Annotated in this window: 3 protein-coding genes and 1 pseudogene; 2 read left to right on the plus strand and 2 right to left on the minus strand. The window is 70.9% G+C overall.

Annotation, left to right across the window (positions count from 1 at the left end):
- Positions 1 to 334 precede the first annotated feature (334 nt).
- On the plus strand, positions 335 to 715 hold the full coding sequence (locus B7767_RS03795; protein ID WP_085570860.1) for a MerR family transcriptional regulator: 381 nt from the start codon (positions 335 to 337) through the stop codon (positions 713 to 715).
- 241 nt (positions 716 to 956) lie between these two features.
- A complete protein-coding gene (locus tag B7767_RS03800; RefSeq protein WP_003969786.1) occupies positions 957 to 1,160 on the plus strand; it encodes a cold-shock protein in 204 nt (67 codons plus the stop codon).
- Positions 1,161 to 1,301: 141 nt separating this feature from the next.
- Here B7767_RS03800 and B7767_RS03805 read toward each other — a convergent pair whose 3' ends face one another.
- Positions 1,302 to 1,622, minus strand: a complete 321-nt coding sequence (locus tag B7767_RS03805) for an antibiotic biosynthesis monooxygenase (RefSeq protein WP_085570861.1) — start codon at positions 1,620 to 1,622, stop codon at positions 1,302 to 1,304.
- Between the two features lie 78 nt (positions 1,623 to 1,700).
- Positions 1,701 to 1,983: pseudogene (locus B7767_RS46140) on the minus strand (hypothetical protein); the annotation flags it as partial.

The following is a 1,983-nucleotide window of genomic DNA, read 5'->3' on the forward strand; positions in this document are numbered from 1 at the left end:
GGCCGTCGTCGTCCGCCGGGCCGGTATCGGTGGCGCGACGCCCTCCCGCCCGCGTCGGCGCCGGCGTCGGCGGTGCGGCGCCTTCCGTGACCGGCCGAGGGGCGCGGCCCCGGCCACCCGTCTGTACCTGCCGGGCGTCGAGGTTCTCCGGTCCGTCGCCGGACCGGGTTTCGGCGGGATGCCCGGTGCGACCGGGGCCGGCCGCCGTACGCGTCCCGGTGCAGGACATCTGCCGCCGCCACGGCAGATTTTCCACCGAGCCGACTAGAGTTCCCCCGTGGGGGACCCGTCCCCGTGGCGGACCGTGCCCACCGTGGTCCGCGGAAAGGTGCGTATGACCTCGGAGAGTCAGCCGTACGCCGACGGCCGGCAGCCGGACCAGGACCGGCTCCCCGTCGCCGACCGGCTCGACGACGACCACTTCCCGGCCTACACCATGGGCAGGGCCGCCGAACTGGTCGGAGCCACACCCGCTTTCCTCCGCGCCCTGGGCGAGGCGCGGCTGATCACCCCGACGCGTTCGGAGGGCGGCCACCGCCGCTACTCGCGCCACCAGCTGAGGCTGGCCGTCCGGGCCCGCGAACTGGTCGACCAGGGCACACCGGTCGACGCCGCGTGCCGCATCATCAGCCTCGAGGACCAGCTGGAACAGGCCGAACGCGTCAACGAGGAGCTGCGTCGGCGCGACGTGGGGGCGGTCCACGAACGCCGTTGAAAATCTGTCCCCGCCGAAACAGTATTTCCGCTCCCGCTGGAGAAAATCTCTTTCCCTAAACACGCTGTCGGTGTTTTATTCCAGTGATTTTCCTCGCTTGCCGATGACTTCTTCCGTGCTAGGCTGACGCCAGTTGCAGTTGTGGTTGCCAGTTTGCTACCGGGTCTCCGGGCAGGTGATCATCGCGACGATGAAGGGATTCGTAAAGTGCGAGTCCCAGCACTGTCTCAGGAGAATTGATATGGCCACCGGTACGGTGAAGTGGTTCAACTCGGAAAAGGGCTTCGGCTTCATCGAGCAGGACGGCGGCGGCGCCGACGTCTTCGCCCACTACTCGAACATCGCCACCTCCGGCTTCCGTGAGCTCCAGGAAGGCCAGAAGGTGAGCTTCGACGTCACGCAGGGCCAGAAGGGCCCGCAGGCGGAGAACATCGTCCCCGCCTGACCTTGGCGCAGGGATCGTAAGAGCAGGGGCCCGCACTTCGGTGCGGGCCCCTGCTCTTTGTTTTCCGGCCCCTTTTCATGCGCATTTCACGCGGGGTCAATTCGCCGCCGCCTCGTCCGGGCCGAGGCGGCGCCTTCGGCGTCAGCCCTGCTTGGGCGCGGCCTGCTGGACCACCTCGAAGGACCACAGCGTGGCGTCCGTGGCCGCCGGCCGGGGCTTCTCACCGGAGGCCCCGCCGTGGGCGGCCTGGGCGCGACCGGCCATCCAGCGCTGGAAGTCCTCCTCGCTCCGCCAACGGGTGTAGACGAGGTAGGTGTCGGTGCCTTCCACCGGACGCAGCAGCTCGAACCACTCGAACCCGTCCGAACCCTCCACCGCCCCCGCCCGCGCGGCGAACCGCTGCTCCAGCGTCTCGCGCTGCTCCGCCGGGACCGTGAGTACGTTGATCTTGACGATGCTCATGTCCCGATTGTTCCGCAGGGCCGGTCCGGGGCGCGCGGCGGGGCGCGGCCCGTGCGGGCGCGCCGCCCCGGGGGGAGGTCAGCCGAGGCAGATCACCAGGAGGCAGAGCCGGGAGGAGTCCGGCTCGGCCGTCGGAGGTGTGGCGGGAGGTGAGGGGACGGGCTGGGAGCCCTCCCCCTGGCCGGTGCCACCGCCGCCGTCGCCGCCGTCGTTGCCGGTGTCGCCGCCGTCGGCGGCCGGGGGCGGGGACACCGGCCGGGTGACCGTCCCGGAGCCGGACACGGACTCCGGTTCCGTGTCCGAGCGGGAGCCGGAGCGGGAGACGGAGTCGGGTGAGGTCGTACGCGGCTGCGACGGCACC

Source organism: Streptomyces sp. 13-12-16, assembly GCF_002114215.1.
GTDB lineage: Bacteria > Actinomycetota > Actinomycetes > Streptomycetales > Streptomycetaceae > Streptomyces.